The 20,595-nt window shown below is 56.5% G+C and carries 20 protein-coding genes; 3 read left to right on the top strand and 17 right to left on the bottom strand.

Annotated features, from left to right (window positions below; genetic code table 11):
* Positions 1–15: 15 nt before the first annotated feature.
* From GXP72_RS08710 to yceD, 4 genes are all read right to left on the bottom strand, one after another.
* On the bottom strand, positions 16–969 hold the full coding sequence (locus GXP72_RS08710) for a beta-ketoacyl-ACP synthase III (RefSeq protein WP_008500797.1): 954 nt from the start codon (positions 967–969) through the stop codon (positions 16–18).
* Between the two features lie 6 nt (positions 970–975).
* Positions 976–2,010 carry a phosphate acyltransferase PlsX gene (plsX, locus tag GXP72_RS08705; RefSeq protein WP_024909025.1) on the bottom strand — a complete coding sequence of 345 codons (1,035 nt, stop codon included), beginning with the start codon at positions 2,008–2,010 and terminating at the stop codon, positions 976–978.
* A gap of 80 nt (positions 2,011–2,090) precedes the next feature.
* Positions 2,091–2,264, bottom strand: coding sequence for a 50S ribosomal protein L32 (gene rpmF / locus GXP72_RS08700; protein ID WP_003857964.1), 174 nt, complete (start codon positions 2,262–2,264; stop codon positions 2,091–2,093).
* A 16-nt stretch (positions 2,265–2,280) separates the two neighbouring features.
* A complete protein-coding gene (gene yceD, locus GXP72_RS08695; protein WP_014883375.1) occupies positions 2,281–2,802 on the bottom strand; it encodes a 23S rRNA accumulation protein YceD in 522 nt (173 codons plus the stop codon).
* A gap of 140 nt (positions 2,803–2,942) precedes the next feature.
* Between yceD and GXP72_RS08690 the strand changes: the two genes are divergently transcribed.
* The gene (locus tag GXP72_RS08690; protein ID WP_024909024.1) at positions 2,943–3,527 is read left to right on the top strand and encodes a nucleoside triphosphate pyrophosphatase; all 585 of its coding nucleotides are present in this window, start codon (positions 2,943–2,945) and stop codon (positions 3,525–3,527) included.
* A gap of 132 nt (positions 3,528–3,659) precedes the next feature.
* Here the strand turns inward: GXP72_RS08690 and rluC are convergent, their stop codons facing one another.
* The gene (rluC, locus tag GXP72_RS08685; RefSeq protein ID WP_024909023.1) at positions 3,660–4,607 is read right to left on the bottom strand and encodes a 23S rRNA pseudouridine(955/2504/2580) synthase RluC; all 948 of its coding nucleotides are present in this window, start codon (positions 4,605–4,607) and stop codon (positions 3,660–3,662) included.
* Positions 4,608–5,179: 572 nt separating this feature from the next.
* Between rluC and rne the strand changes: the two genes are divergently transcribed.
* Complete coding sequence (gene rne / locus GXP72_RS08680) at positions 5,180–8,293, top strand: ribonuclease E (RefSeq protein ID WP_208763757.1); 3,114 nt, start codon at positions 5,180–5,182, stop codon at positions 8,291–8,293.
* Positions 8,294–8,334: 41 nt separating this feature from the next.
* Here rne and GXP72_RS08675 read toward each other — a convergent pair whose 3' ends face one another.
* A complete protein-coding gene (locus GXP72_RS08675; RefSeq protein WP_208763756.1) occupies positions 8,335–9,273 on the bottom strand; it encodes a LysR family transcriptional regulator in 939 nt (312 codons plus the stop codon).
* A gap of 109 nt (positions 9,274–9,382) precedes the next feature.
* Between GXP72_RS08675 and GXP72_RS08670 the strand changes: the two genes are divergently transcribed.
* Entirely contained in the window at positions 9,383–10,597 is a 1,215-nt protein-coding gene (locus tag GXP72_RS08670; RefSeq protein ID WP_090417360.1) for an MFS transporter, read from the top strand.
* Between the two features lie 75 nt (positions 10,598–10,672).
* Here the strand turns inward: GXP72_RS08670 and flgL are convergent, their stop codons facing one another.
* From flgL to flgB, 11 genes are all read right to left on the bottom strand, one after another.
* Positions 10,673–11,626 carry a flagellar hook-associated protein FlgL gene (gene flgL / locus GXP72_RS08665; RefSeq protein WP_024909019.1) on the bottom strand — a complete coding sequence of 318 codons (954 nt, stop codon included), beginning with the start codon at positions 11,624–11,626 and terminating at the stop codon, positions 10,673–10,675.
* Positions 11,627–11,640: 14 nt separating this feature from the next.
* Complete coding sequence (gene flgK / locus GXP72_RS08660) at positions 11,641–13,281, bottom strand: flagellar hook-associated protein FlgK (protein WP_032650846.1); 1,641 nt, start codon at positions 13,279–13,281, stop codon at positions 11,641–11,643.
* 75 nt (positions 13,282–13,356) lie between these two features.
* A complete protein-coding gene (gene flgJ / locus GXP72_RS08655) occupies positions 13,357–14,310 on the bottom strand; it encodes a flagellar assembly peptidoglycan hydrolase FlgJ (protein WP_024909017.1) in 954 nt (317 codons plus the stop codon).
* Positions 14,310–15,407: a flagellar basal body P-ring protein FlgI gene (locus GXP72_RS08650; protein WP_029740346.1), complete on the bottom strand. Its 1,098-nt coding sequence runs from the start codon at positions 15,405–15,407 to the stop codon at positions 14,310–14,312. Before GXP72_RS08650 ends, flgJ begins: the two co-directional genes overlap by 1 nt.
* 12 nt (positions 15,408–15,419) lie before the next feature.
* The gene (flgH, locus tag GXP72_RS08645; RefSeq protein WP_024909015.1) at positions 15,420–16,118 is read right to left on the bottom strand and encodes a flagellar basal body L-ring protein FlgH; all 699 of its coding nucleotides are present in this window, start codon (positions 16,116–16,118) and stop codon (positions 15,420–15,422) included.
* A gap of 57 nt (positions 16,119–16,175) precedes the next feature.
* Positions 16,176–16,958 (bottom strand): flagellar basal-body rod protein FlgG, encoded by a 783-nt coding sequence (gene flgG / locus GXP72_RS08640; protein ID WP_008500810.1) that lies wholly within the window; start codon positions 16,956–16,958, stop codon positions 16,176–16,178.
* Between the two features lie 11 nt (positions 16,959–16,969).
* Positions 16,970–17,725 carry a flagellar basal body rod protein FlgF gene (locus GXP72_RS08635; RefSeq protein WP_146826501.1) on the bottom strand — a complete coding sequence of 252 codons (756 nt, stop codon included), beginning with the start codon at positions 17,723–17,725 and terminating at the stop codon, positions 16,970–16,972.
* A 20-nt stretch (positions 17,726–17,745) separates the two neighbouring features.
* Positions 17,746–18,996 (bottom strand): flagellar hook protein FlgE, encoded by a 1,251-nt coding sequence (gene flgE, locus GXP72_RS08630; RefSeq protein WP_024909013.1) that lies wholly within the window; start codon positions 18,994–18,996, stop codon positions 17,746–17,748.
* A 26-nt stretch (positions 18,997–19,022) separates the two neighbouring features.
* Complete coding sequence (gene flgD, locus GXP72_RS08625; protein WP_048990267.1) at positions 19,023–19,733, bottom strand: flagellar hook assembly protein FlgD; 711 nt, start codon at positions 19,731–19,733, stop codon at positions 19,023–19,025.
* Positions 19,734–19,744: 11 nt separating this feature from the next.
* Positions 19,745–20,149, bottom strand: a complete 405-nt coding sequence (gene flgC, locus GXP72_RS08620) for a flagellar basal body rod protein FlgC (protein WP_008500814.1) — start codon at positions 20,147–20,149, stop codon at positions 19,745–19,747.
* 3 nt (positions 20,150–20,152) lie between these two features.
* On the bottom strand, positions 20,153–20,569 hold the full coding sequence (flgB, locus tag GXP72_RS08615) for a flagellar basal body rod protein FlgB (RefSeq protein WP_023311135.1): 417 nt from the start codon (positions 20,567–20,569) through the stop codon (positions 20,153–20,155).
* Between the last annotated feature and the right edge of the window lie 26 nt (positions 20,570–20,595).

Raw genomic sequence — 20,595 nt, 5'->3', positions numbered from 1 at the left:
TTTTTATTCCTTATCCTAGAAACGAACCAGCGCGGAACCCCAGGTGAACCCGCCACCGAAGGCTTCAAGCAAGACCAGCTGGCCCCGTTTGATTCGTCCATCGCGTACCGCTTCATCAAATGCGCACGGTACCGACGCCGCAGAGGTGTTGCCGTGACGATCCAGCGTCACCACAACGTTATCCATCGACATGCCCAGCTTTTTCGCGGTCGCGCTGATGATACGCAGGTTCGCCTGATGCGGCACCAGCCAGTCGAGCGCGGAGCGTTCAAGGTTATTCGCTTCCAGCGTTTCATCAACGATGTGCGCAAGCTCAGTCACCGCCACCTTGAACACCTCGTTCCCTGCCATCGTCAGGTAAATCGAGTTGTCCGGATTAACGCGATCGGCGTTAGGCAGGGTCAACAGTTCGCCGTAGCTGCCATCAGCATGCAGATGCGTCGAGATGATACCCGGCTCTTCGGACTGCCCCAGCAGCACCGCGCCCGCACCATCACCAAAAATAATGATCGTTCCACGATCGGTTGGATCGCAGGTGCGCGCCAGCACGTCAGCACCGATCACCAGCGCATATTTAACAGCACCGGACTTCACGTACTGATCGGCAACGCTCAGCGCATAGGTGAAACCTGCGCACGCGGCAGCGACGTCAAACGCCGGACAGCCTTTAATGCCGAGCATGTTTTGCACCTGGCACGCCGCGCTTGGGAAAGCATGCGTAGCAGACGTCGTGGCGACCACGATCAAACCAATCTGTTCTTTATCAATGCCCGCCATTTCGATAGCACGCTGTGCGGCTTCGTAACCCATGGTCGACACGGTTTCGTCTGGCGCGGCAATACGACGCTCACGGATACCTGTGCGCGTGACAATCCACTCGTCAGACGTATCTACCATTTTTTCCAGATCGGCGTTGGTACGCACCTGTTTTGGCAGGTAGCTGCCGGTACCTAAAATCTTCGTATACATGTACGCTCAGTCACTTTTAGCTAATACAGATTCCAGGCGAGCGGCAATCCGCTGAGGGACTTGTCGCTGCACCGCCTGCACTGCCTGTTCAATCGCGACAGCAAATGCTCGCTGATTGGCGGCGCCATGACTCTTAATCACGATGCCGCGCAATCCTAACAGACAGGCGCCATTATACTGGTCGGGGTTGAGGTGACTGAATCGCCGCGTCAGGCTCTTTTGTAACCAACGCTTCAATAAAATCAGCCACCAGGCGCTTTTTTTGCCTTCTCCCTGAGATTTCAGCAGAGAAAGAAACATGCGCACGACCCCTTCCATGGTCTTCAACGTTACGTTTCCGGTGAAGCCATCGCACACCAGAACATCCGTTTTCCCCGTCAACAACTCATTGGCTTCGAGATAACCAATATAGTTGATGGAGGGAACCTGTTTGAGCAATTCAGCCGCTTCGCGAATGCTGTCCAGGCCTTTGGTCTCTTCTTCACCAATGTTCAGTAACGCAACACGGGGAGTGTTGATCCCGACGACTTCTTCTGCCAGCACCGATCCCATCACGGCAAACTGAGCCAGCATAGTACTATCACAATCGACGTTAGCGCCCAAATCGAGCACTACCGTTTTGCCCTTCTGCTGATGCGGTAACACCGTCACCAGCGCCGGACGCTCAATACCTTCTATAGGTTTGAGCAGTAATTTCGACAGCCCCATCAGCGCGCCGGTATTCCCCGCGCTGACGCAAGCCTGAGCTCGCCCTTCTTTCACCAGCTCCAGCGCTACCCGCATAGAGCTGCCACGACTATTGCGAATAGCCTGCGAAGGTCGGGCATCACTGGCAATAACTGACTGCGCAGGAATAATCTGCAGACGCGAACGTTGTTCAAAGTCAGCTTTTGCGAGTAATGGCGTGATTGCGTCGGGATTGCCGACTAAAAGAAGTGTGAGTTGCGAATTAGAATTCAGTGCCTGCAATGCTGCAGGCACTGTCACGGAAGGGCCAAAATCTCCCCCCATGACATCTAACGCCAGGGTTAGACGTGTCAAGGTATCGTCGCAGCCTGGTTCGGTAAATTCCCCGTTTGCACGGGGAAATCCTCACTAAGCCTAATCACGCTTGCGCGTGATTACTTAGTGATAACCTTGCGGCCGCGGTAGAAACCGTCAGCGGTGATGTGGTGACGCAGGTGTTTCTCACCAGAAGTCTTGTCTACAGACAGGCTGGTAACTGCAGTCAGCGCGTCATGGGAACGACGCATGCCACGTTTGGAACGGGTTGGTTTATTCTGTTGTACGGCCATGGACCTTACTCCTCAATTACTTACGCTTTAAGCTGGCTAATACGGCAAATGGGTTTGGTTTTTGCGCTTCATCAGGCAGTTCCCCAAAGACCATGTCCGCCTCGGACACTTCACAGTGTTCAGAATCATGCACCGGAACCACTGGCAAGGTGAGGATGATTTCATCTTCAACCAGAGCCAGAAGATCGATTTCACCGAATTCGTTAACCTCAATCGGCTCATACGCTTCCGGGAGTGCTTCAGCCTGTTCGTCAGAACGAACCGGACTGAAACAATACGTTGTGTGAACATGCTGTACAAACGGTTTCCCGCAACGCTGACACTCGAGCGTTACCGTCACCTTTGCATCACCGGTTAAAACGGCGAGACGCTGGTTGTCGATAGCGAACGACATGGAGCATTCTACATCACTGTCCACACTGACTACGGATTCGGCAATACGCTCAGCCTGATCGGAAGTATAGATACCTTCGTAATCGAGGCGTTTTTGAGCCGTACGAACCGGATCAAGAGTCAGGGGTAATTTTACCTTTTGCATAGGGCGCGCATATTAACTTTGTAACGTCATAGAGTCAAAGAAAAAGGCAACCAGAGCTGCCTTTTGCCAATTATTCGCACACATTGCGGCCTGTAGTTTAAAATGGCTGGCATCGATACGCTATATCTGGTGATAAAAATATGCCAAATCTCGTCCTTGCTTCCACGTCTCCCTACCGCCGAATGCTGCTGGAAAAGCTCGGGATCCCGTTTGAATGCGCCGCGCCAGAGGTTGATGAGACGCCACAGCCGGGCGAGTCACCGCGCCATCTGGTAACGCGTCTTGCTAAAGAGAAAGCGCAGTCGCTGGCCGCACGCTATCCTTCGCATTTGATTATAGGCTCCGATCAGGTTTGCGTGCTGGACGGCGAAATCACCGGCAAGCCCCATACGGAGGAGAACGCCTGCCAGCAGCTTCTGCGCGCGCGAGGCACTATCGTGACCTTTTACACGGGCCTGGCGCTCTATAACTCCGCCACCGGTCATCTGCAAACGGAGTGTGAACCGTTCGACGTACACTTCCGCCATCTCAGCGAGCAAGAGATTGTGGATTATGTGCGTCGGGAACGTCCGCTGAACTGTGCGGGGAGCTTTAAAAGTGAAGGATTGGGGATTGCGCTGTTCGACAAGCTGGACGGTCGCGATCCCAACACGCTGGTGGGGTTACCGCTGATTGCCTTGTGTCAGATGTTAAGACGAGAAGAGTGTAATCCGTTGACGGTGTGACCTTCGCCGGGTGGCGCTGCGCTTGCATGGGCCTACTACACTGCGGCCTGCTGCCCTCACCCCGGCCCTCTCCCACAGGAAGAGGGCGCAAACATTAAAAACGGCAACATTCGTTGCCGTTTTACGTTTACCTTAGCCGCGCAGAACCTTAAGACAGCGTTTCAACTGCTCATCCAGCGGCGCTTCAATACGGATGACTTCACCGGTATTCGGATGGGTAAACTTCAGCGCTGCCGCATGCAGGAACAGACGCGACAGTCCCGTCCCCGCCAGCTGCTTATCAAACTCGCGGTCGCCATAGCGGTCATCAAAGGCGATGGGGTGCCCTGCAAACTGCGTATGCACGCGGATCTGGTGGGTACGACCGGTCACCGGACTGCAGCGCACCAGCGTGGCAAACTCATAGCGCTCTTCAACCTTAAAGCGCGTCTCAGACGGTTTCCCTTCCTGGCTCACGCGGACAATACGTTCACCGCTTTGCAGAATGTTCTTCAGCAGCGGCGCCTGCACCACTTTTACATGGGACTGCCACTGGCCGCGAACCAGCGCCAGGTAGTCTTTCTGCATCCCTTTTTCACGCAGCTGTTCATGCAGCGAACGCAGCGCGGAACGCTTTTTCGCCACCAGCAGTACGCCTGAAGTGTCACGGTCAAGACGGTGCACCAGCTCAAGGAAGCGCGCTTCCGGGCGCAGGGCACGCAGCCCTTCAATCACGCCGAAGCTCAGACCGCTACCGCCATGGACTGCCGTTCCTGACGGTTTATTGAGCACCAGAATGTGGTCATCTTCGTAAAGGATGACATCGCTCAGGGCCGCCACTTTCTGCAGCTTTGGTGAAACGGTCTCTTCTTCGCGCTCAGCCACGCGCACCGGCGGAATACGCACTTCGTCACCGGCTTCGAGTTTGTACTCGGGCTTCACGCGTTTTTTGTTAACCCGCACCTCGCCCTTACGCAGGATGCGATAAATCATACTCTTTGGCACACCTTTCAGCTGGGTGCGCAAAAAGTTATCGATACGTTGCCCCGCGTCATCTTCGGCGATGGCAACCATTTTTACGGCTGGAGTCTCTGTTTTCATGGTTGGCGATTCTAAATATCGACAGCCATTAGCGCCACTCATTTTTCTATGCTTATATTTACTTTTATCCGGCCTGTCCCCCGTTTCGCGCAACCGATTTGGTGGTTATTAAACCAATCGCCATTCTGAAGTGAAGAAACTGTGAGTAACCGGGTGATAATTGGTAAAAGTCATCTTGCTATAACCCGGCGAGCAGTGGAATAATGAGGCTGTTTTCCGTGTTAAATCCTGGTTAAGTAAGGATGTTGACGGAATGACCAATTTTGTCTGACCGATCATCCACGCAGCAATGGCGTAAGACGTATTGATCTTTCAGGCAGTTAGCGGGCTGCGGGTTGCAGTACTTCCCGGTATAAGGATTGTTCTCTGGAGAGTTCTACCCAGGCAATTCCCCTGATAATTGCGCTGTGTTTCCGTATGAAATACAGGCAACCGACACTCTGCGCCTCTTAAGCGAGCGACAACCGTGAGGTTGGCGACGTGAACAGACACGAGGCCATCGGTTCATACCCCGGAAAGCGTCACCTTGCCCGCAGCTTTGTCGTCAATGTAAGAATAACGAGTAAGTTACGATGAAAAGAATGTTAATCAACGCAACTCAGCAAGAAGAGTTGCGTGTCGCCCTTGTGGATGGGCAGCGCCTGTACGATCTGGATATCGAAAGTCCTGGACACGAACAGAAAAAAGCGAACATTTACAAAGGTAAAATCACCCGCATTGAACCAAGCCTTGAAGCTGCATTTGTCGATTACGGTGCTGAGCGTCATGGTTTCCTCCCTCTGAAAGAAATCGCCCGCGAATATTTCCCTGCAAACTACAACGCCCATGGCCGACCAAACATCAAAGATGTTCTGCGTGAAGGTCAGGAAGTTATCGTTCAGATTGATAAAGAAGAGCGTGGCAACAAAGGTGCCGCACTGACCACCTTTATCAGCCTGGCAGGGAGCTATCTGGTGTTGATGCCTAACAACCCGCGTGCGGGTGGCATCTCTCGCCGTATCGAAGGTGATGACCGTACCGAGCTGAAAGAAGCGCTGGCAAGCCTTGAACTGCCTGATGGTATGGGGCTTATCGTGCGTACCGCGGGCGTGGGCAAATCAGCCGAAGCGCTGCAGTGGGACCTGAGCTTCCGTCTGAAGCACTGGGAAGCCATCCAGAAAGCAGCGGAAAGCCGCCCTGCTCCGTTCCTGATCCACCAGGAAAGCAACGTGATCGTGCGTGCCTTCCGTGACTATCTGCGTCAGGACATCGGTGAGATTCTGATCGATAACCCGAAAGTGCTTGAGCTGGCGCGCCAGCACATCGCCGCGCTGGGTCGTCCGGATTTCACCAGTAAAATTAAAATGTACACCGGCGAAATCCCGCTGTTCAGCCACTATCAGATCGAATCCCAGATTGAATCCGCCTTCCAGCGTGAAGTGCGCCTGCCGTCCGGCGGTTCTATCGTTATCGATACCACTGAAGCGCTGACCGCTATCGACATCAACTCCGCGCGTGCAACTCGCGGCGGCGATATCGAAGAGACCGCCTTCAACACCAACCTTGAAGCCGCTGATGAAATCGCCCGCCAGCTCCGCCTGCGCGACCTGGGTGGTCTGATTGTTATCGACTTCATCGACATGACCCCTGTTCGCCACCAGCGTGCGGTAGAAAACCGTCTGCGTGAAGCGGTGCGTCAGGACAGGGCGCGTATCCAGATTAGCCATATCTCACGCTTTGGCCTGCTGGAGATGTCCCGTCAGCGCCTGAGCCCGTCGCTGGGTGAGTCCAGCCATCACGTTTGCCCTCGCTGCTCCGGCACCGGTACCGTGCGTGATAACGAATCGCTGTCCCTCTCTATTCTGCGTCTGATTGAAGAAGAAGCGCTGAAAGAGAATACCAAAGAGGTGCACGCGATTGTTCCTGTGCCAATCGCCTCCTACCTGCTGAACGAAAAACGTGCTGCGGTAAGTGCTATTGAAGCGCGTCAGGGCGGCGTTCGCTGCATCATCGTGCCAAACGACCAGATGGAAACTCCGCACTATCACGTGCTGCGTGTCCGTAAAGGTGAAGAGACGTCCACGCTCAGCTACCTGCTGCCGAAGCTGCACGAAGAAGAGATGGCCCTGCCTTCCGATGAAGAGCCAGCCGAGCGCAAACTGCCTGAGCAGCCTGCGTTAGCGACCTTTATCATGCCAGAAGCCCCACCGGAAGCGGCACTGGAAAAACCTGCGGCTAAACCTGAAGCGCAGAAACCAGCAGCAGCGAAAGCCCAGCCGGCGCAGCCGGGTCTGCTGAGCCGCTTCTTTGGCGCGCTGAAGAAGATGTTCGCTGAAGAAGAAGCTCAGCCAGAACAGCCGAAGGAAGAGCCAAAAGCGGCCAAGCCTGAACGCCAGCAGGACCGCCGTAAGCGTCAGAACAACCGCCGCGATCGTAACGACCGTAGCGATCGTAATGACCGCAGCGAGCGTCGTGACAACCGCGACAACCGTTCTGAAAATAACGAAGGTCGTGAGCAACGCGAAGACAACCGTCGCAACCGTCGCGAGAAACAGCAGCAGAATGTTGAAGATCGTGAAATTCGCCAGCAGGCGGGCGATGAGTCTGAGAAGAGCAAACAGCGTGACGACCAGCAGCCGCGCCGTGAACGCAACCGTCGTCGTAACGACGAGAAGCGTCAGGCACAGCAGGAAGTCAAAAACCTGAACCGCGAAGAGCCTGTTGAACAGCAGGACGGCGAGCAGGAAGAACGTACTCAGGTTATGCCGCGCCGTAAGCAGCGCCAGCTTGCTCAGAAAGTCCGCTTCGCCTCCGAAGCAACCGAAGAGTCAGCCGTTGTCGCAGTTGAAACCCGCGAGAACGCAACCGGCACTCAGCTGGCGAAAGTTGATCTGCCTGCGGTCGTTGAAAACAACGTTGAGCAGGATGAAAACGGTGAAAACCGTGATAACGCCGGTATGCCGCGCCGTTCACGCCGTTCCCCACGTCATCTGCGCGTCAGCGGCCAGCGCCGTCGTCGCTATCGTGACGAGCGTTACCCAACTCAGTCGCCAATGCCGCTGACCATTGCCTGTGCTTCGCCAGAAATGGCTTCCGGCAAAGTCTGGATCCGCTACCCGGTTGCTCGCCCGGAGCAGGTTGTTGAAGAGCAGCCTGTAACCGAAGAGGTGATTGCACCTGCGGCAGCGGTAGAAGACGTTGTGACTGAAGCGGCAACCGTGGTTGAACCTCAGGTTGTTGAAACGGAAGCACCTCAGGCAGTTGAAGTCGAAACCACTCATCCGGAAGTAATTGCCGCGCCGGTTGATGCCGCACCGCAGCTTATTGCTGAAGAAGATGTCGTGGTGGCTGAGGAAGTTGCTGAAGAAGCTGAACCTGTAGCCGCAGTGGAAGACACCGCTGAAGCTATCGTTGAAACCACCACTGAAGAAGTCGTTCAGGACGTTGAGATTGAGGTTGAACCGGTTGTTGAAGAACCGAAAGCGCCTGAAGTGAAACCTGAACCGGTTGTCTCTGCGCCAGCCGCTGCCCACGTGGCGACAGCACCGATGACCCGCGCTCCGGCGCCGGATTACGTGCCAGAAGCTCCGCGTCACAGTGACTGGGTACGCCCGGCATTCAGCTTTGATGGTAAAGGCGCTGCTGGCGGCCACAGTGCAACGCATCAGGCGACTGCACCGGCAACGCGCCCGCAGTCTGTCGAATAACGACGCTGAAAGTAAAAAGCCGACCTTAGGGTCGGCTTTTTTTATGGCTGCTGCACGGGCCTTCTCATCCCGGAGACCTCCGGCATGACCTGCCGCATCAGCTCCAGAAAACGCCGCAAGCGTGCCGGATAATAACGGGACCAGGGGTAAACCAGATGCACCGGCAGCGCCGCTGGCTGCCACTCCGGCAGCAAATGCACCAGCCGCCCTTCCCGAATATCATCCTGTACCGTCCAGCTGGATAGCACCGCCACACCGAGACCGGTGAGCACCGTATTGCGTGCGACATACAGGCTGTCGGTGCTGAGGCGTGGCGTAATAGCAATCCGCGCGGTGGCGGGCGAGGCATCGTGAAAAAGCTCCACGTGGCGCTGGTAAAAAGAGCTGATCGCTATCCAGGGAAACTGCTGCAAATCTTCTGGCGTATTCACCGCCGGGAAGCGGGCCAGTAGTGCCGGAGAGGCGACTACCGAGCGCGGCACTTCCGCCAGCAGCACGGATACGGTCGCCGGATCGACCTCCACGCCCACCCGAATAGCGCAGTCAAGGTTGTCGCCGAGGAAGTCCGCCGACCGATCGTTGAGCATCCACTCAATCGAAAGCTGCGGATAGCGTTGCAAAAATTCGGTTACGGGTTTCAGAAGCTGATCCTGACCAAACGCGTGGGGTGCCCGCACCCGCAGCACGCCTACGGGCTCATCTTCCGTCTGCCCCACCTCATCTTCCAGCGCCAGCCAGCTGTCAATCACCCGACGAGCGTGCTGGTAGCAGCGTTCGCCATCATCCGTCAGCCGCGTCGTGTGGGTAGTGCGCAGTATCAGGCGCACGCCCAGCATGGTCTCCAGCGACTGTAGCCGTCTGCTCACCGTGGCCTGGGTGGTGGCCAGCTGCCGTGCCGCCGCAGAGAGGGAACCCGCCTCCACTATCCGGACAAACGTCCGCATTAGCTCCACCCTGTCTATACGCTCAGCTCTTTTCATTGCATTTTCACTTATACGTTAAACGTATAAGCGTTTTACCACCGGGCCCGCTACCGTCGCAAGGCGTACTGATAAAAAATAGCCGCACACGACGAATGAGGAACAACTTATGAACACAACAACGACTCCCCATGCTGTAAGCCGCTGGGTGATTTTTATGCTGGCTCTGGGGGCCGGTTTCAGCGTGGCATCAATCTATTACGCGCAGCCCCTGCTGCCGCTAATGGGTGCCGATCTGCATCTGAGCATTGAAGGTATGGGTCTGGTCCCAACGTTAACTCAGGCAGGCTATGCGCTCGGTATCCTGTTCCTGCTTCCCCTGGGCGATCGCCACGACCGCAGGACGTTAATTCTGATTAAAAGCGCAGCGCTGGCGCTGTTTCTTCTCGGCTGTAGCCTGACCGGGCAGATCCATTCTCTGCTGCTGGCAAGCCTGCTCATCGGCATGGCCGCCACCATGGCACAGGATATCGTCCCTGCTGCGGCGATTCTTGCACCAGAAGGTAAACAGGGGAAAACCGTGGGCACGGTAATGACCGGGCTGCTGATGGGTATCTTATTATCAAGAACCGTGAGCGGCGTAGTGGGCGAAGCGTTTGGCTGGCGCGTCATGTACCAGCTGGCGGCGGCGAGCATTGCGTTCATCGGGGTGATGATGTGGTTTGTGCTTCCCCGTTTTGCCATTCACTCCACGCTGAGCTATCCCGCGCTGATGCGTTCAATGGAACATCTGTGGCGTCGTTATCCGGCGCTGCGCCGCGCGGCGCTGGCTCAGGGTTTTCTGTCGATTGCCTTCAGCGCCTTCTGGTCAACGCTCGCGGTCATGCTGCTGGAACGCTATCACCTTGGCAGTGCCGTAGCGGGTGGGTTTGGTATTGCGGGTGCCGCCGGTGCATTAGCCGCCCCGCTGGCGGGGGGTCTGGCGGACAAACTGGGCGCAGGAAAAGTTACGCAGCTTGGTGCCGTCCTAGTGACCGTTTCATTCGCCCTGATGTTCCTGATGCCCGCGCTGAGCGTTCATGGACAGCTGATGCTGATCGCCGTCTCTGCCGTCGGGTTCGACCTGGGCCTGCAGTCCAGCCTGGTCGCTCACCAGAACCTGGTCTACAGCCTTGAACCGCAGGCGCGCGGTCGTCTCAATGCCCTGCTCTTTACGGTGGTCTTTATCGGGATGGCGCTGGGCTCCGCGTTAGGCAGCAATATCTACTCGCTGGCTGGCTGGACGGGTGTGGTCGCGCTGGCGACAGTCAGTGGCGCCATTGCGCTGGCCATCCGTCTGATAGAAAGCGCGCGTGTAGCCTCCGTACCGGCAGAAGCCGCATAAAAAAAATGCCCAATCCAGACGGATTGGGCAGTAAAACATGCCCAGTTTCAAGACATGTTCCAAGAGGTCAAGATGTTATTTGTTCAGCTGGAACAGAGACATGCCCTGCATATCGCTAAACGCTTTATAAGACGCCTGCAAGGCCGCCTGCTGCATGGTGTAAGAGGAAATCGCTTCGTTCCAGTCGACATCTACCAGATCACTCATCTGCTTAGTCTGACCCAGGGCACGGTCATCTCCCAGCGTATCGAGTTTTTCCAGTTCGTTCATCTTGGTTCCCACATCCGCAACGACCGTCAGGACGTTGTTCTGGGCGTTTTTGATGCCGATCTGCGCATTGGCAATCACCTGGTTTTGCGCCGTTGCGGCAGCCGGATCGTTCTCAATCGGTGTCTTCAGGGACGCAATGGCAGAATCCAGGATTTTGAACATGTTGGTCTGGCCATATCCACCGCCCGGCAGCTGTTCCGCATTACTGGTAATGCTTTCGAAAATTTGCTGTCCGGTATGGCTAATGGTCATATTTCGCGCCGTATCAACCTGCTGCGAGATGGCCTCTGCGCCGCCGTTATAATCCCCGGTCACGGCATCAAACGGTGCGCTCTCGGTTTTGTATCCCGCGAAGATAAAGCGACCATTGCCATCCGTCGTGTTGGCCAGGTTCATCAGCTGATCGCGGATCCCCTGGATATCGGTCGCCAGAGAAAGACGGTCGTCATCGCTTAATGTGCCGTTCGACGCGTAAACTAACTTCTCGCGCACGCTTGAGATTGCGGTGTTCACCTGGGTTAACACGTTATCTTCCAGCGAGACCTTCTGCGTTGCAAAGGTACGCGCAAGCGCGAACTGGCTGTTTTGCGACTGAGATTGCGACAGAACGATGGCCTGCGACGCGGCGATAGGATCGTCCGAAGGACGGTTAACGCGCTTACCGGTGGACATTTGCTCACCGTAGCTCAGCCATCTGCTCTGGGAATCAGTGATCCCGCGCATGTTCTGCTCATACATCATCTGGGTGCTAATACGCATTATTCACCTCAACCTTAACGAATGTTGATAATTGCATCGAAGAGCGTACTGGCAGTCTGGAGAACCTGGGCGTTCGCCAGGTAATACTGCTGATAACGCTGCAAATTGCCATACTCTTCGTCGAGGTTTACCCCAGAGATGGTCTGCTGCTGCTTGATTAACTGCGTTTCCACATTGGCTTTCGTCTGGCTGCTCACCTTCAGTGACGCCGTGGTGCTACCGACGGTACTGACGAGAGAGGCATACGCATCGTTGAAGGTTTTATTTCCACCCACCACTTTGCCGTTTTGCAGATCGAGCAGTTTCTGACCGTTACGGTTGTCACTTTCGCCGCCGTTCTGTACCGACGCCATCGCCAGTTTGGACTCGTCGCTGATCGCCAGATCCATGTTCATGATGACGTTGGAAACCGGCTTCACGGTGAAACTGTCTTTGGTATTTGCCGTACCGCTCACGTTGACGTTAAGGCCATCAAACGACAGATTACCGCTGGCATCCGGGCTCATCGTAAAGCTGGTTTTGTCTGATGTGCGGGTGACCGTCCAGTCAGTGCCGTTAAACTGCAGCTTATAGTCAGTCGCCTGGACCTGTTTGCTGTCCGCCACAGAGGCCGTAACAACCGCCGATCCGCCGTTCTTGCTGTTGGACAGCACCGCAGGCGAACCAAAGTTGAACAGCTTACCGCCCGCATCACCGTTTGCATCAAAACCGGCTTCATGCTGCGTGTTCATCGCATCGGCAAAGGCCAGCGCCATCTGGTTCAGAGTGTTACGCGCTTTATCCAGATCTTCATTACGGAAGGTCAGTAAACCGCCTAAAGAACCGGTGGTGATAAATTTCTCGGGGATCTCAATATTACCCGCCACGTCATCGACGTAGGCAATGGTCGTACGCGCCGGATCGGCGCTGGACTTCACGGCAGCCAGCTGGCTGGCTTTGCTGCCCTGCACCAGGCTGTAACCATTGCCGAGAGAGATATTAAACGTGCCGCTATCCTGTACGGAGACTTCCACGCCCACGATTTTGTTCAGTTCAGTCACGAGCTGATCGCGCTGGTCGAGCAGGTCGTTAGGCGATGCGCCCGCACCGACGCCAGTCAAACGAGAAATCTGATCGTTCAGGTTCGCAATCTGCGTCGCGTAGTTGTTGATCTGAGATACGCTGCTTGAGATGGCGGTATTCACCTGCGTATCCTGGTCACGAAGATACTGATCGTTGGTTTTAAACTGATTGACCAGACCGCCCGCTTTCCCCAGCACCGTCTGACGTGCAGCCGGATCTTCCGCATTGCTCACCAGCGTTTGCAGACTCTTGAAGAAATCCTGCAGCGTGGTGGAGAGCGAGTTGGTGGTATCGGAGAGCACATCGTCAATTTTTGACATCTGCTGATAGCGCGTCGTCAGACCGCTACTCTGCGTCTGCGCGGCGCGCAGCTGGTTGGTGATGAAGGCGTCATACTCACGCTGGACACCGGAGACATAGACCCCGTTACCCACCCAGCCACCGCCGGTCAGCGTGCTGTTAGATGCGCCCAGCACCGTGGTCTGGCGGGTGTAACCTGCCACGTTATAGCTTGAAATATTATTACTGACGGTATTGAGTGCCGACTGAGCAGCACTGAGGCCACTCATGGCACTGTTAATCAAACTGGACATGGGGGTTCCTTTTATACGTTCAGACACGAGTCCTGATGAAGGTTATCGGCAACCTCCACCGGGACTTGAGAACTTTCAGAACAGATTTTCGATATCTGTGCTATAGGCTTTGCTGACCTTCTCGCCCATGGATTTCAGCTGCTGGATCATGCTGGTGAGCTTGCGTGCATAGTTCGGGTCGGTCGCGTAGCCCGCGTTTTGCAGCGCCTGAGCCCCCTGCTCCGCCGTCGCCGCCTGCGTAACGGCGGTATAACGCGGATTTCGGCTCAGCAGGCCGACATAATCGGACAAGGCTTCCAGATAAGAGCTGTAGACGCGGAATTTGGCTTTGACCTTCACCGCCGCACCGTTCTCGTATTCGGTGGTCGTGATCTCCGTTGTCGGCCCCTTCCAGCTGGAGGTGGCCTTCACGCCGAAAATGTTGAAGCTCGGCTCGCCGTTTTCCTTGCGGATCTGACGCTGACCCCAGCCCGACTCCAGCGCGGCCTGCGCCAGAATCAGGTGATGCGGCACGCCGCTCTGTTCGCTGGCAAGGCGCGCAGGCAGAGAAAGCTGCGCCAGGAAGTCTTTGCTGTCACCGGAGAGCGGCTCATCGCCGCTGCCCGTGGCTTTTGGCATCGCTTTACGCACCAGCTGCGTCAGGGCCTGGTTCTGATAGCTGGTCACCGTTTCCAGGTCGAACTTCATCGGCACCTGCTGCGGCTGCTCCTGAGGCTGAATGCCCTGCGCGGCTTCGGTCTGTTTCACAATCATGTCAGCCAGACCGAGGCCTTTACCCGCAGTCATCTGCTGCGCAATCTGCTGGTCATACATGCTGGTGTAGAGACGCGTTGAATCACTGCTGAACATCCCGTCTTTCGGCAGGGTTTCGCGCATGCTTTTCAGCATCATCTGTACAAACATCCCTTCCACCTGGCGGGCGACCGGGCGGATATTCGCCGCCGGGTCTTTACCTGCTTTGGTTTTCAGCTCGTTGAGCGACTGGGCGTCCCAGGCTGCACTGGTCAACAGTTTGCTATCGGTCAGCATTAGATGATTTCCAGTTTGGCGCGCAGGCAGCCCGCGCTTTGCATCGATTGCAGGATGGACATCAGATCCATCGGCGTTGCCCCCAGGGCATTCAGGGCACGCACCACGCTGTTCAGGTTGGCGCTGGAGCGCACGCTTTGCAGTGACCCGCCGCTCTGACGCATATCAATTTGCGTTTGCGGCGTCACCACCGTCTGACCGCCACCAAATGGCGTATTCGGCTGGCTCACGTTCGCGGAGCGGTTTACCGTCACGGAGAGGTTACCCTGCGCCACGGCGCAGCTGTCGAGCGACACTTCCCGGTTCATGACCACCGAGCCGGTACGGGAGTTGATGATCACCTTCGCATCCTGGACCGGAACATTCACTTCCATATTCTGGATATCTGCCAGCATGCGCACCTGGTTGCTGCTGCCGGTAGAGGTACGGATCTGTACAGTGCGCGCATCGAGTGCCGTTGCATTACCGTAGCCGCGGCTGCGGTTGATGGTATCGGCAATCTGCTGCGCCATCGTGAAGTCTTCATTATTGAGCTGCAGGTTAATGGTATTGCCCGCGCCAAACTGGGTCGGCAGTTCACGCTCAATGATCGCCCCGTTGGTAATCCGTCCGCCGTTGAGCTGGTTCACCTGCACGCTGCTTCCGCCTGCGGATGCTCCCGCACCGCCGACCAGAATGTTCCCCTGCGCCAGCGCATAGACCTGGCTGTCGACGCCTTTCAGCGGGGTCATCAGCAGCGTACCGCCGCGCAGGCTTTTGGCGTTACCCATTGAGGAGACCACCACGTCAATGGTTTGTCCCTGGCGCGCAAACGCCGGGTAGGACGCGGTGACCATTACTGCCGCCACGTTTTTCAGCTGCATGTTGGTTCCCGCCGGCACGGTAATGCCGAGCTGGGAAAGCATGTTGTTCAGGCTTTGGGTGGTGAACGGCGTCTGGGTCGTCTGGTCACCGGTACCATCCAGACCCACCACCAGACCGTAGCCAATCAGGGAGTTTTCACGTACGCCCTGAACGCTGGTGAGGTCGCGAATACGGTCAGCCTGGGCAAACGTTGCCACCAGCGCAAGCGCCACGGCGAAGATCGATTTAAACATGGGTCACCTCGCTTACATCGGCGATAAATTAAGGAAGAAGCGCTGCAGCCAACCCATATTTTGCGCTTCATTGATATAGCCGTTACCGACGTACTCAATGCGCGCATCCGCCACCTGGGTGGACGGAACGGTGTTGGTGCCGCTGATGGTGCGAGGGTTAACCACGCCCGAGAAGCGAATGAATTCAGTGCCCTGGTTGATGGCGATCTGTTTTTCACCCACAACGTGTAAGTTGCCGTTAACCAGAACCTGGTCAACCGTGACCGTCAGCGTACCGCTGAAGGTGTTGCTGGCGTTCGCGCCGCCTTTGCCGTTAAAGGTGTTGCCGCCGGACGCGTTCACATCAGCACGCGCGTTGCCGAACAGCCCTTCGAGATAGCGTGGCACGGTATCGAAGCCAAAATTGGTTTTGCCATCGCGGCTGGCATTCGCCGACGAGCTCTTGCTCGCGCTGACGTTTTCCTGCAGCACAATGGTCAATGTATCGCCGACGTTACGCGGGCGGCGATCTTCAAACAGCGGTTGATAGCCGTAATTAATCGGCTGCGCGGTCTGGAAAATGGAGCCGTTTACCACTGGCGCAGGGCCAGGAACGGGCTGGGCAGTCGTCGCACCCTGGACCAATGGTTTGGACGGGATCAAAGCACACCCGCTGAGGGTGACAGCCAGAACAGTCAGTATCGGATAACGAAACGCCGCGTTTTTTTGCATTGCCTTCATCTTCGAAAACAGGGAGCCGGCGCGGCGTTTACCGCACCGGGCTACACCTTAGAGTTGCGTCAGTTTCTGCAGCATCTGGTCGGTCGTCGACACTGCTTTACTGTTAATTTCATACGCGCGCTGAACCTGGATCATATTCACCAGCTCTTCCGCCACGTTCACGTTGGAGGTTTCAACATAGCCCTGGTACAGCAGGCCCGCACCGTTCAGGCCCGGGGTGCTCTCATTTGGCGTACCGGAGGATTGCGTTTCGGTGTAGAGGTTCTCACCAATGCTTTCCAGACCGGTATCGTTCATGAAGGTGGTCAGGTTGAGCTGCCCAACCTGAACCGGCGCGGCCTGTCCCTGCTGGGTCACGCTGACCACACCGTCACGTCCGATGGTGATGCTCAGGGCGTTGGCCGGGATGGTGATCGCAGGCTGGACCTGGAAACCGCCCGCCGTCACCAGCTGGCCGTTCTGATCGACCTGGAACGAACCGTCGCGGGTATAAGCAGAGGTGCCGTCAGGCAGCTGCACCTGGAAGAAGCCCTGCCCTTTGATTGCCACGTCTTTACTGTTGTTGGTCTGAGACAGGTTGCCCTGACTGTGCAGACGCTCGGTGGCCACCGGGCGAACACCGGTACCGATCTGCAGGCCCGAAGGCAGAGTCGTCTGTTCAGAAGACTGCGCCCCCGGCTGGCGGATGGTTTGATAAAGCAAATCTTCGAAAACGGCGCGCTGACGCTTGAAACCATTGGTGCTCACGTTTGCCAGGTTGTTGGCAATCACGTCCATATTGGTTTGCTGGGCGTCCAGGCCTGTTTTCGCGATCCATAAAGAACTGATCATAAGGAGTCCTGTTAACTCATAGCCAGAAGTTGGTTAGCCTTGCCCGCGTTTTCATCCACGCTGCTGATGATCTTCATCTGCATTTCAAAGCGGCGGGCGCTGGCGATCATGTCGGTCATGGCTTCAACCGGCTTGACGTTACTGCCTTCCAGAACGCCGGACATCACGCGGATGCTCGGATCGGCCTGTAACGTGGCACCCCGCGTCGCCTGCGCCGCCTGGGTCAGACGGAACATGCCGTCATCGCCACGCTGCACCTCTTTGCCTTCCGCCTTAACCAGCTTCAGACGTCCGACGGGCGCAACGGTGTTGGCCGGGTCGCCCGTGTTCAGCGCCGAAATGGTGCCGTCCGCGGCGATAGTCAGCTCAGAGCCTTCCGGCACGGTCAGCGGACCCGCTTCCCCCATCACCGGATGCCCCTGAATCGTCAGCTGGCCCGTCGCGCTCACCTGGATGTTCCCGTTACGGGTATAGCCTTCGCTGCCGTCGGCCGTTTGCACCGCCAGCCAGCCGTCCTGCTGCAGGGCAACATCCAGCGGGCGTGAGGTATAGTCCATCTGGCCTGGCGTCATATCTGCGCCAGGGGTCGATGCCGTCACCAGCGTACGGGTTGGCAGAGAAAGCCCTTCTACCGGCACCGCGCGCAGCGCATTAAGCTGCGCGCGAAAGCCCGGCGTTGAGGCGTTTGCCAGGTTGCTGGCGGTAACGGCCTGCTGATTGAGCGTCTGGCTTGCCGCGCCCATCGCGGTATATATTGCGTGATCCATTGCGCTTTCCTGTTAGCCGCTTAACGCAGGTTAACCAGCGTGTTGAGGATCTGATCCTGGGTTTTGATGGTCTGCGCGTTCGACTGATAGTTACGCTGCGCGACGATCATGTTCACCAGTTCTTTACTCATATCCACGTTGGAGGCTTCCAGCGCGCCGTTGGTCAGCTTGCCGAAGTTACCGGTGCCCGCGGTACCCAGCAGCGCCACGCCGGAGGACTGAGAGGCAGACCAGACGTTGTCGCCTTCTGATTTCAGACCTTCGTTGTTGGCGAAGTTTGCCAGCACGATCTGACCCAGAACCTGAGACTGTTCGTTAGAGTAGCTTCCCACCACGGTGCCATCGTCGTTGATCTGGTAGCTCACCAGATCGCCTGGCTTGTAGCCGTTCTGATTGGTTGCCACAACGCTGTTCGCACCGGTGTTCTGCTGCATGGAGTTCAGGAAGCTCAGGGAGAAGGTCGCCGCCGTCGCACCGCTGACAGAACCCGTGGTGATGTTAATGGCCGGCGTGGCGTTTGGCGTTGCGCTCAGTACACCCGCAGCGTCGTAGTTATAGACACCCGCCAGGTTGCCGTTCGCATCAAAGTTCATCTGCGCCGCTTTCGCTGCTGTAGAACCTGCAACGCTGCCGTCCTGAGTGTAAAGATCCCATTTATTGTTGGCCGTCTTCACGTAGTAGACGTACATGTTATGGGCGTTACCCTGGCTGTCGAATACGGTCACGGTCCCTTTTTTGTTATAGGTGTCCGGGTTGGTCGCATCGAAAGGGGCAGTTTGAACAGGGTCGGTTGAGTTCAGGTTGATCTGCTGCGTCGCGGTGGTGGTCGATTTTGCCGCCATCAGGGTATTCGGGATAGTAATCGCCTGAGGGTTCGCACCGGTCTGAACGGTAGGCGGCGTACCCGCTACCGGGTAGCCCGTCAGCTGCATGCCCTGCATGTTCACCAGCGTACGGTTTTCGTCCAGCTTGAACTGGCCGTTACGGCTGTAGAACACGGAACCGTTGGAATCGACCATACGGAAGAAACCGTTCTGGCTGATGGCAACGTCCAGACCACGACCGGTGTTGGTGGTGGTGCCGTCGCTAAAGTCCTGAGTGATGCCCGCAACTTTCACGCCCAGACCCACTTTGGAACCGGCAAACATGTCTGCAAATGATGCAGAACCGGATTTAAAACCATAGGTCGCGGAGTTGGCGATGTTGTTGCCAATGACGTCCAGGTTGGTGGCCGCAGCATTCAGGCCGCTGACCGCTTGAGAAAAGGCCATGACTTACTCCTGATAAGTGATAAGGCTTAGATAATCTGCCGAACTTCGTCGAGTGTGGTGGAACCCGAGGTTCCCAAATCCAGTTTGTTGCCGTCGCTTCCTTTAATCACGCCCTGGACCAGCGCGAACTGCAGCGGCTGCGCTACCAGCTGGGTTGTCCCGTTGCTGGCGCTGATCGCTACTTTGTAGGAACCGTTTGGTGCTTTCGTGCCGTCGGTCAGGCTGCCATCCCACGTAAAGGTGTGAACGCCCGCCTTCAGCTCACCGATATCAATGGTGCGAACCACCACGTTATTGGCATCCATGATCGTTGCAGTCACCTTCTCAGCCGGCTGCTGGAGCTCAACGCCAAACGGCGTGGTCGTCGTGGTGGTATTGCCGTCGGTGGTGCTGGTGCCTGCCAGAATCGTGGTTCCCGGGATCATCACCCCGTGGCCAATCAGGCTTGCCGCCTGCAGAGACTGGGCGCTGTTAATCTGCCCAGAGACGGAACCGAGGGTGGTGTTCAGTTTCTCAATGCCGCTCACGGTACTGATCTGCGCAAGCTGCGTGGTCAGTTCGTTGTTCTGCATTGGGTTGGTGGGATCCTGGTTCTTAAGCTGCGCCACCAGCAGCGTCAGAAAGCTGCCCTGAAGATCGGCGGCGTTACTCCCCGTCAGGGAGTTAGAACCCGTCGTACTCTTGGTGTTGTTAACACCCGAGTTCGTAGGATCATTCACATTTACGGCGATGGACATGCATGTCTCCTTTACTGGCCGAGAGTGAGTGTTTTGAGCATCATGCTCTTCACGGTATTAAGCACTTCGACGTTGGCCTGGTAGCTACGGGAAGCCGACATGGAGTTCACCATCTCACCCACCACATCCACGTTTGGCATCTTCACGTATCCGCTGGCATCCGCGAGCGGGTTACCCGGCTCATACACCAGCCTGTCAGGCGCCTGGCTCTCTACCACATCAGACACCTTCACGCCGCCCGTCGCCGCGCCCGGCGCAGCATCGACCTGAAAGACAACCTGTTTGGCACGATAAGGCTGGCCGTCGGGTCCGGTGACGCTGTCGGCGTTTGCCAGGTTACTGGCAGCCACGTTCAGGCGTTTGGACTGCGCGGTTAACGCCGAACCGGCGATATCAAAAATATTCAACAAGGCCATCTATCAGTTCCCCCCCTGCAGGACGTTCATCATGCCTTTGATTTGTCCGCCGAGTACGGTCAGGCCCGTCTGGTATTTCAGGCTGTTATCGGCAAACTGCGTACGCTCCCGGTCCATATCCACGGTGTTACCGTCGAGTGAGGGCTGATCGGGAATGCGGTAAAGTAAATCGGTCGCTGGCGCGGTCATCGCCTGAGCAGGAATATGGCGAGAGGATGTCATGGCAAGTGCAACACCCGTTCCTTCGGCACGTCCACGCTCCATCACCTTTTTGAGTTCACTGGAAAAATCAATATCGCGCGCCTGAAACCCCGGGGTATCGGCGTTAGCGATGTTGGCGGCTAAAATCTCCTGCCGCTGGGCGCGTAAATTGAGCGCTTCCTGCTGAAAACGTAACGCGGCGTCGAGTTTATCGAGCATGTCTCCTCCGCTGATGGCAAAATTTC

The organism is Enterobacter sp. SES19 (assembly GCF_011765665.1).
Classification (GTDB): domain Bacteria; phylum Pseudomonadota; class Gammaproteobacteria; order Enterobacterales; family Enterobacteriaceae; genus Enterobacter; species Enterobacter pseudoroggenkampii.
This window is presented reverse-complemented; position numbering and strand designations above follow the sequence as displayed.

Coding starts and splice junctions, on each gene's coding strand:
- GXP72_RS08710 (WP_008500797.1), bottom strand. CDS start 969: ATGTATACGAAGATTTTAGGTACCGGCAGCTACCTGCCAAAACAGGTG.
- rpmF (WP_003857964.1), bottom strand. CDS start 2,264: ATGGCCGTACAACAGAATAAACCAACCCGTTCCAAACGTGGCATGCGT.
- yceD (WP_014883375.1), bottom strand. CDS start 2,802: ATGCAAAAGGTAAAATTACCCCTGACTCTTGATCCGGTTCGTACGGCT.
- GXP72_RS08690 (WP_024909024.1), top strand. CDS start 2,943: ATGCCAAATCTCGTCCTTGCTTCCACGTCTCCCTACCGCCGAATGCTG.
- rluC (WP_024909023.1), bottom strand. CDS start 4,607: ATGAAAACAGAGACTCCAGCCGTAAAAATGGTTGCCATCGCCGAAGAT.
- rne (WP_208763757.1), top strand. CDS start 5,180: ATGAAAAGAATGTTAATCAACGCAACTCAGCAAGAAGAGTTGCGTGTC.
- GXP72_RS08675 (WP_208763756.1), bottom strand. CDS start 9,273: ATGAAAAGAGCTGAGCGTATAGACAGGGTGGAGCTAATGCGGACGTTT.
- GXP72_RS08670 (WP_090417360.1), top strand. CDS start 9,383: ATGAACACAACAACGACTCCCCATGCTGTAAGCCGCTGGGTGATTTTT.
- flgL (WP_024909019.1), bottom strand. CDS start 11,626: ATGCGTATTAGCACCCAGATGATGTATGAGCAGAACATGCGCGGGATC.
- flgK (WP_032650846.1), bottom strand. CDS start 13,281: ATGTCCAGTTTGATTAACAGTGCCATGAGTGGCCTCAGTGCTGCTCAG.
- flgJ (WP_024909017.1), bottom strand. CDS start 14,310: ATGCTGACCGATAGCAAACTGTTGACCAGTGCAGCCTGGGACGCCCAG.
- GXP72_RS08650 (WP_029740346.1), bottom strand. CDS start 15,407: ATGTTTAAATCGATCTTCGCCGTGGCGCTTGCGCTGGTGGCAACGTTT.
- flgH (WP_024909015.1), bottom strand. CDS start 16,118: ATGCAAAAAAACGCGGCGTTTCGTTATCCGATACTGACTGTTCTGGCT.
- flgG (WP_008500810.1), bottom strand. CDS start 16,958: ATGATCAGTTCTTTATGGATCGCGAAAACAGGCCTGGACGCCCAGCAA.
- GXP72_RS08635 (WP_146826501.1), bottom strand. CDS start 17,725: ATGGATCACGCAATATATACCGCGATGGGCGCGGCAAGCCAGACGCTC.
- flgE (WP_024909013.1), bottom strand. CDS start 18,996: ATGGCCTTTTCTCAAGCGGTCAGCGGCCTGAATGCTGCGGCCACCAAC.
- flgD (WP_048990267.1), bottom strand. CDS start 19,733: ATGTCCATCGCCGTAAATGTGAATGATCCTACGAACTCGGGTGTTAAC.
- flgC (WP_008500814.1), bottom strand. CDS start 20,149: ATGGCCTTGTTGAATATTTTTGATATCGCCGGTTCGGCGTTAACCGCG.
- flgB (WP_023311135.1), bottom strand. CDS start 20,569: ATGCTCGATAAACTCGACGCCGCGTTACGTTTTCAGCAGGAAGCGCTC.